Source organism: Streptomyces sp. UNOC14_S4 (assembly GCF_020740835.1).
Classification (GTDB): Bacteria; Actinomycetota; Actinomycetes; order Streptomycetales; family Streptomycetaceae; genus Streptomyces.
On sequence record NZ_JAINFC010000191.1, the window covers coordinates 1 to 12,936 of the forward strand.

A 12,936-nucleotide genomic window follows, 5' to 3' on the forward strand; every position below is an offset into this window, starting at 1 on the left:
GTGCTGGTGGTGCCGAGGCGGCACGCGGAGACGCTCACCGACCTGCCCGCCGACGAGGTGGGGCCGTTCTTCGGCCGGGTGCAGCGGATCGCGGGGGCGGTGGAGCGGGGCATGGGCGCCGCCGGGTCGTTCGTGGGGGCGAACAACCGGATCAGCCAGTCCGTGCCGCATTTCCATGTGCACGTCGTGCCGCGCAACCGCAAGGACGGGCTGCGGGGTTTCTTCTGGCCGCGGACGCGCTACGCGTCGGACGCGGAGGCGGCGCGGGTGGCGGGCCTGGTGCGGGCCGCACTCGACGGGCCTGCCGGGCCTGCCGGGTCTCCCCCGCATGGACTATCCACCTGAACCCGGCCATATTGGGAGGAGAGGCTTTCCGCGCCCCTGGAACCGCCCCGGAACCGCCCCGGAACCGCCCCGGAACCGGGCTCCGGAGCCGGGCTCCGGGCGGCGGGAGAGGTGGATCATGAGGTTCCGCGACCGCGTGGACGCCGGCCGCCGACTGGCCGACCGGCTGGAGCACCTGCGTGCCGAGCCCGTGGTCGTGCTCGGTCTGCCCCGCGGCGGCGTGCCCGTGGCGTACGAGGTGGCGCGGGCGCTCGACGCCCCGCTGGACGTGCTCCTGGTGCGCAAGCTCGGCGTGCCGTACCACTCGGAGCTGGGGTTCGGCGCGATAGGCGAGGGCGGTGTGCGGGTCGTCCACGACGACATCGTCCGGATGAGCCGGGTCGACGAGGACGACCTCGTGGAGGTCCAGCGGCGCGAGGAGGCGGAACTGGCCCGGCAGGCCGAACGGTTCCGCGGCGGACGGCCGCGGGTTCCGCTGACCGGGCACACGGCCGTCGTGGTGGACGACGGCGTGGCGACCGGCGCGACCGCGCTGGCCGCGTGCCGGGTGGCGCGCGCCCAGGACGCCGCCCGGGTGGTGCTGGCGGTGCCGGTGGCGCCCCCGGACGCGGCGCAGGAGCTGCGCCCCCAGGTGGACGAGCTGGTCTGTCTCTCCATGCCGACCCTGTTCTTCGCGGTCGGCGAGTGGTACGAGGACTTCTCCCAGACATCGGACGAGGAGGTCATCGAGCTGCTGCGGCGGAGCAGCGCGGCGCGGCCGGGCCCCGGCGGGGGCACCGGCGACGCCGGACCGTGAATCGCTGGAGGTGTGAGCACCATGATGGAGACGATCGTCGAGTGCGCCGTCGAGATGGAATTCCGTGAGGCCGGGCCCCTGACACAGGCGGCGGCGCGGCTGCGCATGCGCGACGGCACGGAGTTCACGGCGCACGGAGTGACCAACAGACACCCGGACGACCCGAGTCAGCAGCGGGTCGGCGAGGAGGTCGCGGCGGCCCGCGCGCTGTACGGCCTCGCCGAGCAGTTGCTGGACAAGGCGGGTGTCGACATCGGGGAACTCACCCACGAGAAGGTGCACCTGACCCGCTGACCCCGGCGCGGCCCCTTCGCACAGGGACACCCATTACATAGCGCCCGATATAGAATTCGCGCATGGCAGAGAGACAGCGTGGCCGCCCCCGCTCCTTCGACCGGGAGGCGGCGCTGGAGACGGCGACGCTCGTCTTCTGGGAGCACGGCTACGAGGCGACGTCGGTCGCCGACCTGACGCGCGCCATGGGCATCGCCGCGCCCAGCCTCTACGCGGCCTTCGGCAACAAGGAGAGCCTTTTCACCGAGGCCGTCCAGCGCTACGGGCGGCGGTACGGCGCCTTCATGCTCCGCGCGCTGGAGGAGGAGCCGACGGCCCGCGGGGCCGTGTCCCGCATGCTGCGCGAGGCGGCGCGGGAGTACACGGAGCCCGGCCGCCCGACGGGCTGCCTCACGCTCATCGCCGCCACGGGCGGCACCACCGCGTCACCCGACGTCGAGGAGTCCCTGCGGGCCGTCCGCGCGGCCAACATCGCGGCGATCGAGAGCCGCGTCAGGGCGGACGTCGCCTCCGGCGAGCTGCCGCCGGGCACCGACGCGGCCGCGCTCGCGCGCTACTCCGCCGCCGTGGTCCAGGGGCTGTCCCAGCAGGCCCGGGACGGCGCGACGCGGGAGCAGCTCGAAGGGGTCGCCGCCACGGCCATGCGCGCCTGGCCCGCCTGACGCATCTGGCCCGCCTGAGCGCGCGTACGCCTGTACACGCCTGTACGCGCGCCCAGGAACGTGGGCCGGGAGCTCAGGCCACCGGCCCGGCCGCCGATTCCGCGCCTTCCCGGACGGTCTCCCGAAGCCCCTCCCGGAGGATCTCCCGGACGCACAGCGGAGTGCCGGTGGGCCCGGTGACGGCCTCGCCTGTCTCCAGGGAGAAGCTGGAGTGATGCAGGGGGCAGGTGATGCGCAGCCGGGCCGCGTTCACATAGCCGTGGGCGAGGTGCCCCTTGCGGTGCGGGCAGTAGGCGTCGGCCTCGAACTCCCGGTCGCCGACGCACACTCTGATGCGGTCCTCGCCGATCTGCCGGACCGAGACCGTTTCGTTCGCGTCCGGCATCAGACCGCCTTCAGCGCGGAGGTGACGGCGGCCTCGGTGGCGGCGCCGATGACGTCGCTGGCGAGCTTGAAGCCCGTCCACACCTTGACCGGCTGCAGGTCGGCCTCTGCATCGAACTCCCGGATGGCCACCTGGAGTTCCTTGGCGTGGAAGTTGTCGATGTGCAGGTGCTCGGTGTAGTAGCGGGCGCCCGACAGGCCCAGGCGTGTGGCGGCGTCGGCGAAGCACTGGAACGCGTAGAGGATGCTGGACTCCAGGTAGCACAGCGTGCCGAGGAAGTACTCCGGGCGGGGTGCCCGGGCGGCCGCCCAGAAGAAGGTGTTGACGTAGGCGTACGTCTCCTCGTTGGTGCGGCCGAGGTAGTCGTTCACGTCCAGGGACATGCCGAGCTCGGTCATCAGGTCGCGGTAGATGTTGAAGTGCGCCTGGTCGAGGTTGCCGCAGCCGAACTCGTCGACGAGCACCCGGAAGATCGCCATCTTGGCCCTCTTCGGGAGCCGCCACACGATCGGCAGGAAGGACTCGGACTCGGTGAGGCCGTCGACCGCGAACTGCGCGACGACCTCCTTGAACTGTTCGAGGTCGAGGTCCTCCGCCATGACCCGCTCGAACTCGGGCTGGTCTGCCTTCTCCGCCTCCAGGAGGGCCTTCATATGGCGGCTCAGGGCCGCTCGGTCGGCCATCTCGGGGGCGGCGGCCTCGATCTCACGGGCGCGGGCGACGATCAGCCTCTCCTCCAGCTCGTGGAGCTCGCGCAGTTCGTCGGGGGTGGGTATGGAACGGTTCAGTACGAAGAGGCGGCTGCCGGCCGTACGGGTCGTGGTGGTCACGGAAGACTCCCGGCGGATCACGGTGTTCGTGGACATGCGGTGGACATAGGGCGGACACGGGTTGGGCACGGGGTGGTGGGGCGCCGGGTCCGGAAGGCCCGCAAGGGGCGCGTCCGGGCCCGGCGCGTGCGGTCAGTCGACGGGCAGCGCGGTGCCGATGACGCCGCGGCGGACGAGCTCCGCCTTGACGTGCAGGTACCAGTCGTCCGTCAGCAGCCGGTACCGCTCGGACAGTGCGTCGACGCGGTGCTGCGCGTCCTCCGCTCCCGCAGCGAGCGCCTCGTCGCAGACCGAGGGTTCGAGGTTGGCCAGTGGCCCGACGAAGCCCTGGACGCCGGGGACCTCGGTGATCAGGTTCTCCCAGCCCTGGAAGACGGGCACATCGACGCCACCGTCCAGTACGTCCAGCAGGCCGCGGGTGAAGTCCGCGGAGCCGCTGGAGTCCTTGACGCCGACGACGCCCGGCAGCGCGCAGACCGCGCGGAGTGCTTCCAGGTCGAGCGGCGCCCCGGAGACGACATGCTCGTGGTAGACGAGCACCGGCAGCGGGCTGCCGTCGAGGATCTCGGCGAAGTGCTCGACGAGCCCGCGGCGCGTGCCGTCCGGGCCGGGGAACGGCGGGGGCACGACGACCGCGTCCGCGCCCAGTCCGGCGGCCGCGCGGGCGCGGGAGCGCACGCCCGCGGCGTCGCCGAGCGCGACTCCGGCGAGCACGGGCGTGCCCGCCGCGTGCTCCACGGTCAGCCGCACCATGTCGGTCCACTGCCCTGGCGTGAGGGTCCAGCCCTCGCCGGTGCTGAGCGCGGGCACGTACGCGCCGACGTGCCCGCGCAAGGACTCCACGAGCCCGGCCACGCTCGTCGCGCACACCCGGCGGTCCCCGTCGACCGGGGTCACGAGGGGCACGAGGGTCCCGCGCAGCCCCTTGAGCCGGGTGACCGCGGCGGCGCGGTCAGAGCTCGGCATGGTCGGCCTCCAGCACCAGAGACTGCTCGTAGAGCCGGTCGAGCTCGTCCGGGAACACCCCGCGCTCCGCGGCCTTCTCGGGCTCCCGTACGGGGATGCCGGGCCCGGCGAGGGCCAGGAGCCGCGGGTTGACGGTGACCAGCTCGCCGCCGGTGGCGCGGACCGCGGCGAGGAGCAGCCGGTCGCGCGGACGCAACCCGTCCGCCTCCGCGGGCAGTTCGCCGAGGGCCGCCAGGTCGTCCTCGGTGTAGGCGCGCCGGTCGATCGGCATCACGGAGTGCAGCACGTCCATGAACGGGTAGTAGGCGTCCTGGACCGCGCGCGGCACATGCCATACGAAGTCGTCGCAGCGGCCCACTTCCTCGTAGGTCATCACGACGCGCTCACCGAGGTGGGAGGCGAAGAAGGCGGTGCAGGCGGCCCGTACGGACGGGTCGGTGCTGTGCATCCCCATGAACAGGGAGGCGTCCAGGTAGCGTTCACGCGCCATAGCTGTCCACCGCCTCGCGGAGCCGGGTCACGGAGGCGAGGAACTCCTCGGGGTCGCGGGCCAGGGCCACGCGGACGTAGGACTCGCCGCGCTCGGGCGTGTGCCAGAAGAAGTAGGTGCCGGGCAGCACGTAGACCTCCTGATCGGCCAGGTGACGCTGGAGCTCGGTGGCCTTGATCCGCCCGTCCTGGATGCGGAACCAGGCGACGCTGACGTTCACCGCCGGCTCGATGTGCTCCAGGAGACTGCCCGCGAGGGCCTTCTGCGCGGTCTCCCGGTTGCGGGTGATGACGTCGCGGACCGAGGCCATGCCGTCCTCGATGGAGTCCTCGACGTAGCGGGCGAGGAAGTTGAGGACGAAAGGCGAGACGTCCAGCAGCACACTGGTGTGGATGTTGTAGACGTCCTCGTACAGGTCGCGGCTGCAGGTGAGCAGGGCGCACTTGGCGTCCTGGAGCGGCCAGGTCTTGCCGGTGTCCTCCAGCGCGATGTAGCGGACGCCGGAGGTGTCGAGCAGCTCGTAGAGGTCGAAGCGGCCGAAGCGCGGGTCGGCGAGGGCGAAGGCGGCGAAGCAGAGGTCGACGACGAAGAGCTTGTCGTGGTCGACGCAGAACCGGACGACCTCCTCGAAGCCCTTGCGGCCATGGGAGAGCAGGCTGAAGCCGGTGGGGTTGTTGGGGTCGACGAGGAAGAGCGCGTCGGTCCTCACCGTCTCGGCGAGCCGGTCGTAGATGCGGTCGGCGTCGTGCAGGACGTCCTCGGGCACCGGGAGCGGGCGCACGCCGACGTTGTGCAGGACATCGGGGAGGTTGTCGAAACATGGCTCGACGAGGCTGACGCTGATGTCGTGTTTCTTCAGGTACATGCCCGCGACCAGGGTGGAGATGGAGGCCGCGTACGAGAGCATGGTGGAGTCGGCGCGGACGCTGTTCTGGCCGTGCAGCCGGAAGAAGACCTCCTTGAAGCGGTCCTCCAGGTCGGCCTGCCGGGTCTTCTCCGCCTCGTACCACAGCGAGGGGAGCGCGGCGACGATCCGCTGCTGGCCCGGCGACTGGTTCTGGTGCGTGTGGGCGTCGGCGAGGTTGAAACGGGTCTTGAGGGCCTCGATCTCGTGCTGGGTGAGGTCGAGAAGCTGCTCGGTCACGGATTCTCCTTCGCGGGCTGCGGCGCGGTGGGGCGACGGACAGTGCAGTGCGGCAGGGAGCGGTGGCCCCCCGTACGGGACATCGGCGCGTCGCCCGGCGCCCGTACGGATGGCGCACGGGCGTGGTCGACTGCCGATGAGAACGCGGAACGGCTGGCGGAGAGTTGACAGAAAGCCGGTGGAAGGCTGACGGACGCCGGTGAGAACCGGCAAGCCGTCGGGAGCGGAACCCGAGGTTCTGTGCGGGGACGCCGTGCTGAGACGTCATGCCGTACGGGCGGAACGCGTGGACCGTGCGATGACGCCGGACCCGCTCGTTCCGGGGCGGGGGACCCGTCGGCCAAGTGGCGTGGAGCGGCCGCGAATTGCCCCCCGTGTAACGTACGTTAACCGATGATCGATCATCGCTCAAGCTTTGTCCGGGAGAAGCAACGTCTTATGACCCCAGAGTCAGCAGAACGCCCCGATCCCAGTCCCCGCTTGACTCGAACCCCACTCGGGGACCAGGTGCGCCGCATCCTCGTCGACCGCCTCCTCGAGGGGTACTGGAAGCCGGGCGAGCGGATCGTCGAACGCCGCGTGGCCGTGGAGCTGGGAGTGAGCCAGGCACCCGTACGGGAAGCACTGCGGGACCTCCAGCGCATGCAGCTGGTCGAATTGTCGCCGAACAGAGGAACGTGGGTCCGGGAGCTGACGCCCCGCCGGCTGAGCCAGGTCTATCCCGTGCGGGGCGCCCTGGAACGGCTGGCGGCCGAACTCGCCCCGGACCGGCTGGTGGACCACGTCGAGGCGCTGGAGGAGCACACCGAGCGGATGCGCGCCGCGGCACAGGAGGGCGACGTCGACGAGCAGGTGCGCCACGGCGTCGCCTTCCACCGGGAGATCGTCGAAGCCGCCGGCAATTCCGTACTGTTGCCCAACTGGGAGTCGCTGACCATCGAGTTGTGGACGCGGCTCTCCCTCACCCGGCTGCGCACCGAGCTGCACGACAACGCCTCGGACCACGAGCCGCTCGTCGAGGCGTTCCGCCGTCGCGACCCGGACGCCGGCCGCCTGCTGCAACTGCACATCCTGGGCTACGCCCCCGAACCGATCGGAGCGTCATGACCACATCGCCTTCCCCTTCCCTCACCCACTCCGCCACACCCCACCCCCGGGACGAGACCCGTCCGGGGGTCATCACCGTCTTCTCCGACATCTGGTGCTCGTTCGCACACGTGGCGATGCACCGGCTGCACACCACCCGTGAACGCCTGGGCCTCGCGGACCGGGTCCGGCTGGACCACCGCGCCTTCCCGCTGGAGATGTTCAACAACGGTCCGAGCCCCCGGCCCGGCACGGACTCCGAGGTGGGCGGCGTGGCCCACATCGAGCCGGACGCGGGGTGGCAGCTGTGGCGCGCGCCCGACTGGAAGTTCCCGTCCACGTCGCTGCCCGCCCTGGAGGCCGTGCAGCTCGCGAAGGAGCAGGGACTGGAGGTCTCCGAGCGGCTGGACCTCGCCCTGCGGCGCGCGTTCTGGGCCGAGAGCCGGTCGATCGGCGCGTACGCCGTCGTCCTGAAGGTCGCCGAGGAGACGGAGGGGGTCGACCCGGCACCCATCGCCGAGGGCCTCGCGGAGGGCCGGGCCCGCAAGCTCGTCGCCCGCGACTTCCGCGTCGCGAAGGAGCACGGCGTCATATGCAGCCCGCACTTCTACCTCACGGATGGATCAGATCACGCCAATCCCGGGGTCTCGGCGCGCTGGCACGGCGACTACGGCACCGGCTTTCCCGAGGTAACGGCCAATGACCCGGGCGTTTACGAGGCCATCCTGACCCGCGCGGCGAACTGACCCGCAGGTCAGGAGAGGCCGTCCGGCACGCGGGGAAAAATGATCGATCATCGTTCATTACCGGTCGGTAGATGTTGACTGCGGCAACTTGCCGCTCCTAGCGTTGACGGACGGAAACATGGTTCCGCCACACGGAATCAGCAGTTCCATGGGGGCGAGCCCGCTGCCCCCGGCGGCCGGTCCACCCGCATGCCTGGTCGCGCGTCTCCACCGCCGGGGCACCGCAGCGCCATCGCGCGTGTCCCGGCCCCCACCCGGGATTGTGAAAGAGGATCACCCGTGTCCCAGCTCGACCAACTGCCCGACAAGGACCCGTCCGAGGTCGCCGAGTGGCTGGAGTCCCTGGACTCCGCCGTCCGGTTCGGGGGTGCCAACCGGACGGCCTACCTGCTGCGCCGTCTGGCCGAACACGCCGAGCGGTCCGGGATCGACCTCCCTCCGCTCCTGGAGACCCCCTACCTCAACACCATCCCCACCTCCGAGGAGCCCGCCTACCCGGGCGACGAGGAAATGGAGGCCCGGATCACCGCCTGGAACCGCTGGAACGCCGCCGCGATGGTCACCCGCGGCAACCAGCGCGCGAACCTCGGCGGGCACATGGCCACCTTCGCCTCCGCCGCCTGGCTCTACGAGACGGGCTTCCAGCACTTCTTCCGGGGCAAGGAGGCCGACGGCAGCGGCGACCAGCTCTACGTCCAGGGCCACGCCTCCCCCGGCATCTACGCGCGCGCCTTCCTGGAAGGCCGCCTGACCGAGGGGCAGCTGGACCGCTTCCGGCAGGAGGCGGGCGGCGACGGCCTGCCGTCCTACCCGCACCCGCGCCGGCTGCCCTGGCTGTGGGAGTTCCCGACGGTCTCCATGGGCCTCGGCCCGCTCTCCGCCATCTACCAGGCGCGCTTCAACCGCTACCTGACGCACCGCGGCATCAAGGACACCTCGCAGTCGCATGTGTGGGCCTTCCTCGGCGACGGCGAGATGGACGAGCCCGAGTCGACCGCCGCCCTCGCCCTCGCGGGCCGGGAGAAGCTCGACAACCTCACCTTCGTCATCAACTGCAACCTGCAGCGCCTCGACGGCCCGGTCCGCCCCAACTTCAAGATCGTGCAGGAGCTGGAGGCCCAGTTCCGCGCCGCGGGCTGGAACGTCGTCAAGTCCCTGTGGGGCACCGCCTGGGACCCGCTGTTCGCCCAGGACACCGACGGCTCGCTGGTCAACCGGCTGCACGCGGTGCCGGACGCCCAGTTCCAGACGTACGCCACCCGCGAGGCGGCCTACCTCCGCGAGCACTTCTTCGGCGCCGACGGCCCCTCCTCCTCGTCCTCCGCACTGCGCGCGATCGGCGCGGGCCTGAGCGACGCACAGCTCCTGGAGCTCTTCCGGACCTCCCGCGCGGGCCACGAGCCGCGCAAGGTGTACGCCGCGTACCGGGCCGCCCTCGCGCACAAGGGCGCGCCGACCGTGATCCTCGCGCAGACCGTCAAGGGCTACACGCTCGGCCCCGGCTTCGAGTCGCGCAACGCCAACCACCAGATGAAGAAGCTCACGGGGAAGGAGTTCCGGGCCATGCGCGACCTGCTCGGACTCCCCATCCCCGACAGCGCGCTGGCCGGCGAGATGGTGCCCTACGCCCACCCCGGCGAGAACTCCCCCGAGGTGCGGTATCTGCAGGAGCGCCGCGCCGCGCTCGGCGGCCCGGCCCCGGCCCGAAAGGTCGTCGCCAAGCCGCTGCCGCTGCCCTCCGCGAAGCCCTTCGAGGCCCTGCACAAGGGCTCGGGCCACCAGGAGATCGCCACCACCATGGCCTTCGTCCGGCTGGTCAAGGACCTGATGCGGGAGAAGGAGACCGGCGCGCGCTGGGTGCCGGTGGTCCCCGACGAGGCCCGCACCTTCGGCATGGAGTCGCTCTTCCCCTCCGCGGGGCTGTACTCGCCGGCCGGCCAGACCTACGACCCGGTCGACCGCGACCAGCTCCTGTACTACAAGGAAGCGAAGAACGGCCAGATCCTCAACGAGGGCATCACCGAGGCGGGTTCGCTGGCCGACTTCACGGCGGCCGCCACCGCGTACGCCACGCACGGCGAGCCCATGATCCCGTTCTACATCTTCTACTCGATGTTCGGCTGGCAGCGGACGGCCGACCAGTTCTGGGCGCTGGCCGACCAGTTGGGCCGCGGCTTCGTGATCGGCGCCACCGCGGGCCGTACGACCATGACGGGCGAGGGCCTTCAGCACGCCGACGGGCACTCGCACCTGATCGCGTCCACCAACCCGGCGGCGGTCTCCTACGACCCGGCGTTCGCGTACGAGATCGCCGTCATCGTCCGCGAGGGCCTGCGGCGGATGTACGGACCCGAAGCCGAGGACGTCTTCTACTACCTCACGGTCTACAACGAGACCAAGGTCCAGCCGCCCATGCCGGACGGTGTGGAGGAGGGCATCCTCAAGGGCCTCTACCGCTTCAAGGCGGCGGCCGAGGCCCCCGCCGAGGCCCCGCGCATGCAGCTGCTCGCCTCGGGCACGGCCGTCCACTGGGCGCTGGAGGCGCAGCGCCTGCTGGCCGAGGACTGGGGCGTGGCCGCCGACGTATGGTCCGCGCCCTCCTGGACCGAGCTGCGCCGCGACGCCCTGTCCTGTGACGCGGCGCAGCTCAAGGGCGAGGACCGGGTCCCGTACGTCACCCAGGCACTGCACGGCGCGCCGGGCCCGGTCCTCGCCGTCAGCGACTGGATGCGGGCGGTCCCCGACCAGATCGCCCCCTGGGTCGAGCAGGACTGGACCTCCATCGGCACGGACGGCTTCGGCCTCTCCGACACGCGCGACGCGGTACGGCGCCACTTCGGGGTGGACCCGCAGTCGGTGACGGTGGCGGCGCTTGCGGCGCTCGCGCGCCGGGGGGAGGTCAAGGCGGAGACAGTTCGGGAGGCGGCTCGGCGGTACGGCTTGGAGGGGTGACCGGTTGCGCCCACCGGGGTGCCTCTTGCGCCGCGCGCGCGGCTGCGGGCCGGTGGCCCGGTGCGCCTACCGGGTTGCCGCCTGGGCCCGGTAGGCGACTGCGGGTCGTCGAGGGCTGGTCGCGCAGTTCCCCGCGCCCCTGATGGGGCGCGCCCCCTTGGCCGAACTTCCGCCTCACCTCCAGTTGTGGACAGGCGTTCCGCTGGGGTCCCCCCGGACGGTCACGGTTCCTTTGACGGCCAGTCGAGGAGGCGGGCGCCGATGACCGCCGTCTGCAGCGTGTAGCGGTGCATCGGATCCGAAGGGTCCGCCCCCGTCAGACGATGAATCCGCTCCAAGCGATACGTCAGAGCCCGCACGCTCAAAGAAAGTCGGCGCGCCGCCTCCGCCGCCACACACCCCGCGTCGAAGTACGCGGTGAGCGTCTCCAGCAGCGGCACCGCTCCCCCACGCGCCTCCCGCAAGGGCCCCAGCGTCGTCCGCACCAGGTCGGCCATCGCCTGCCGGTCCCGGGTGAGGACGGGGAAGACGAGCAGGTCGGCGGCGTGCAGCACGGGGCTGTCGAGGGCCATGCGCTCGGCGAGGTCCAGGGCGCCGAGCGCCTCCTCATAGGAGTGGACGACACCGCCCGCGCCCGGGTGCGGGCGGCCGACGGCCACCCGCCCGCCGTCGGTGGCCGCGTACGCCTGCTTGCCGAAGAACCGCAGGACGTCGTCCTGATCCCCGGGGGCGACGCAGACGAGTCTGCCGTCCTTGGTGGTGAGCAGGATGTGGCGGTCGCCGAAGCGGGCGTTGAGGACGCCCTCCACCCGGCGTACGACCGGGTGGGCGTCGTCGTACGGCTCGGGTCCCGCGGCGACGGCCACCGCGTGGGCGCGGGCGAGCCGCAGTCCGAAGCGCTCGGCGCGCTCGGAGAGCCGTCCCAGGTCGCTGCGGCCGTAGAGGAGGTCGTCGATGAACTCGCGGCGGGCGGCCTCCTCCTTGCGGACGGCCAGTTTCTGGGCCCGCTCGTAGCCTTCCGCGAACGCGTCGATGGCCTGTTCGGCCGCGGTGAGGACGGCGGTGGCGGTGGCGCGGACGCCTGCCGCGCCGCTCTCCGGGCCCGGGCCCGGGGCCGCGGGCAGCCGGGTCCACAGGGCGCGGGTCGCGGAGAGGTGGTCGACTATCAGTCCGCGCAGCCCCTGGCCGTTCTCGGCGGCGCGCTCGCCGAGCATGCGGCGCGACTCCAGCTCGTCGCGGCACAGCCGCCTGCCGGTGGCGGAGGCCTCGGTCAGGATGTCGGCGTACCCCTTCAGGTAGTCATCGGGTATCCCCCGGTCCCTCACGCGCGCTCCCCGCTCCTTGACGCGCCCCTGATGAGTTCTTGACGCGGCCTCAAGGGTGCCAGATGCCGGCGGGGTCAGCTGCCCGGGCACCGCTTCCAGGCGAGCCGGTGGACGATGGTCCCGCCGAACAGGTCGTCGCCCAGCGTGATGGTGCTGACGCTCGCCGGGTCCGAGGTGCCCCGGTCCACCTGGAGCGAGGTGTTGAGGTTGAGGTTCCGCTGCTCGCCGCACGGGGCGTAGACGAGGTCGACGAGGTCGTTGTCGTAGGACATCTGCCACGCGTCGTTGTACGGGCCGACGAGGCGTACGCTCCGGGGGACCGTGGTCGCGCTGCCCTGGAAGTAGTAGTCGTTCCGCACCACCCCGGAGGCCCCCTTCGCGAGGCTCGCGAAGCCGCCGAGGTCGGCTCCGGCGATCGCGTACGTGTAGCCCTGCGGCACCCGGAAGTACAGGTTGATCTGGCAGTTCTTCCGGCGCTCGGCGGGCTGGTCACTGGTGCTGGAGGTGAAGCTCACGTTGGAGAGCGTGAAGGAGGAGTAGCCCGGCGCCAGCGCGATGGCCGGATCGCCCATGGGACAGCCCGATCCGTTGACGGTCGCGATCTCGATGCTGACACCGCCCGGCGGGGGCGTGCCGCTCCCCGTCGCGTGCGCGGCGGACGGGAACACCGCGGCCATGAGTGCCGCGGCCGCGGCGGCGATCGTCACCGACCTGGGCATGGGACTCCTTCCCTCCCCCGCGCGGGTGCGCCGGACGGGTCCATCCCACCACCGCCGGTAGGTCATGTACAGGTCAGCGACGGCATCGTCTGAGTACACGGGTGAGTACGCCGGCTGAGTACGAACGCTCAGGCCCGGACCGGCTCCGCGGGCCAGGCTTGGATCATGACGACGCCCCCGTTCGCCGGCCCGCAGC

Annotated in this window: 13 protein-coding genes and 1 pseudogene; 7 read left to right on the forward strand and 7 right to left on the reverse strand. The window is 71.7% G+C overall.

Features of this window, described 5'->3' with window-relative positions; all coding sequences use genetic code 11:
* From K6I34_RS18470 to K6I34_RS18485, 4 genes and pseudogenes are all read left to right on the forward strand, one after another.
* The coding region (locus tag K6I34_RS18470; protein ID WP_229327384.1) for an HIT family protein at window positions 1-345 on the forward strand (345 nt) is incomplete at its 5' end.
* A gap of 118 nt (window positions 346-463) precedes the next feature.
* A pseudogene (locus K6I34_RS18475) lies at window positions 464-1,105 on the forward strand (phosphoribosyltransferase); the annotation flags it as partial.
* A 57-nt stretch (window positions 1,106-1,162) separates the two neighbouring features.
* Entirely contained in the window at window positions 1,163-1,435 is a 273-nt protein-coding gene (locus tag K6I34_RS18480; protein ID WP_308294024.1) for a DUF1876 domain-containing protein, read from the forward strand.
* A gap of 62 nt (window positions 1,436-1,497) precedes the next feature.
* The gene (locus tag K6I34_RS18485) at window positions 1,498-2,097 is read left to right on the forward strand and encodes a TetR/AcrR family transcriptional regulator (protein ID WP_229327385.1); all 600 of its coding nucleotides are present in this window, start codon (window positions 1,498-1,500) and stop codon (window positions 2,095-2,097) included.
* 73 nt (window positions 2,098-2,170) lie between these two features.
* Here K6I34_RS18485 and K6I34_RS18490 read toward each other — a convergent pair whose 3' ends face one another.
* From K6I34_RS18490 to K6I34_RS18510, 5 genes are all read right to left on the reverse strand, one after another.
* A complete protein-coding gene (locus tag K6I34_RS18490; protein WP_229327386.1) occupies window positions 2,171-2,482 on the reverse strand; it encodes a Rieske 2Fe-2S domain-containing protein in 312 nt (103 codons plus the stop codon).
* Window positions 2,482-3,312 carry an iron-containing redox enzyme family protein gene (locus K6I34_RS18495; protein ID WP_229327387.1) on the reverse strand — a complete coding sequence of 277 codons (831 nt, stop codon included), beginning with the start codon at window positions 3,310-3,312 and terminating at the stop codon, window positions 2,482-2,484. The genes K6I34_RS18490 and K6I34_RS18495 overlap by 1 nt, the downstream gene beginning before the upstream one ends.
* Before the next feature lie 132 nt (window positions 3,313-3,444).
* The gene (locus tag K6I34_RS18500; RefSeq protein WP_229327388.1) at window positions 3,445-4,278 is read right to left on the reverse strand and encodes a dihydrodipicolinate synthase family protein; all 834 of its coding nucleotides are present in this window, start codon (window positions 4,276-4,278) and stop codon (window positions 3,445-3,447) included.
* Entirely contained in the window at window positions 4,265-4,768 is a 504-nt protein-coding gene (locus K6I34_RS18505; protein ID WP_229327389.1) for a DUF6190 family protein, read from the reverse strand. The genes K6I34_RS18500 and K6I34_RS18505 overlap by 14 nt, the downstream gene beginning before the upstream one ends.
* Window positions 4,758-5,912: a pyridoxal phosphate-dependent aminotransferase gene (locus K6I34_RS18510; RefSeq protein ID WP_229327390.1), complete on the reverse strand. Its 1,155-nt coding sequence runs from the start codon at window positions 5,910-5,912 to the stop codon at window positions 4,758-4,760. The genes K6I34_RS18505 and K6I34_RS18510 overlap by 11 nt, the downstream gene beginning before the upstream one ends.
* Window positions 5,913-6,350: 438 nt before the next feature.
* Between K6I34_RS18510 and K6I34_RS18515 the strand changes: the two genes are divergently transcribed.
* From K6I34_RS18515 to aceE, 3 genes are all read left to right on the forward strand, one after another.
* On the forward strand, window positions 6,351-7,019 hold the full coding sequence (locus K6I34_RS18515) for a GntR family transcriptional regulator (protein WP_229327391.1): 669 nt from the start codon (window positions 6,351-6,353) through the stop codon (window positions 7,017-7,019).
* Window positions 7,016-7,744, forward strand: a complete 729-nt coding sequence (locus tag K6I34_RS18520) for a DsbA family protein (protein ID WP_229327392.1) — start codon at window positions 7,016-7,018, stop codon at window positions 7,742-7,744. Before K6I34_RS18515 ends, K6I34_RS18520 begins: the two co-directional genes overlap by 4 nt.
* 279 nt (window positions 7,745-8,023) lie before the next feature.
* Entirely contained in the window at window positions 8,024-10,696 is a 2,673-nt protein-coding gene (aceE, locus tag K6I34_RS18525) for a pyruvate dehydrogenase (acetyl-transferring), homodimeric type (RefSeq protein ID WP_229327393.1), read from the forward strand.
* A 221-nt stretch (window positions 10,697-10,917) separates the two neighbouring features.
* Here the strand turns inward: aceE and K6I34_RS18530 are convergent, their stop codons facing one another.
* Both K6I34_RS18530 and K6I34_RS18535 read right to left on the reverse strand, forming a co-directional pair.
* Window positions 10,918-12,021: a helix-turn-helix domain-containing protein gene (locus K6I34_RS18530; protein WP_229327394.1), complete on the reverse strand. Its 1,104-nt coding sequence runs from the start codon at window positions 12,019-12,021 to the stop codon at window positions 10,918-10,920.
* A gap of 74 nt (window positions 12,022-12,095) precedes the next feature.
* The gene (locus K6I34_RS18535; protein WP_229327395.1) at window positions 12,096-12,740 is read right to left on the reverse strand and encodes a DUF4360 domain-containing protein; all 645 of its coding nucleotides are present in this window, start codon (window positions 12,738-12,740) and stop codon (window positions 12,096-12,098) included.
* Window positions 12,741-12,936 lie beyond the last annotated feature (196 nt).